The following is a 239-nucleotide window of genomic DNA, read 5'->3' as shown; positions in this document are numbered from 1 at the left end:
CATTTCCCGCGAACGGCTTGAAGTGGCCACCAGTTGCGAGATCGGTGTCTACCTCAACGATCAACTGGCGGGGCGACTGTTCCAGGAACAGTCCACGTCGTTCAACCTGCCTGCGGGCCCCGTCGATGTACGCCTGCGCCTGCTGCCTGGGCAGACACCCGGTTGCGCCCCGGGCCTTGAGGATCAACGTAGCACCCGGTTGAACCTGCAAGCTGGGCAGATCAACAAGTACCGCATCG

General features: G+C 62.3%; 1 protein-coding gene. It reads left to right on the top strand.

The genetic code is table 11. The annotated features are described in order from the left end of the window. A partial coding sequence (locus RRF55_RS27775; protein WP_439419266.1) for a hypothetical protein occupies window positions 1–239 on the top strand: 239 nt, incomplete at both ends.

Source organism: Klebsiella sp. K47 (genome assembly GCF_051858335.1).
Taxonomy (GTDB): Bacteria; Pseudomonadota; Gammaproteobacteria; order Enterobacterales; family Enterobacteriaceae; genus Klebsiella; species Klebsiella pneumoniae.
Note: the sequence above shows the minus strand (reverse complement) of the source record. Positions and strands in the feature narration are given on the sequence as shown.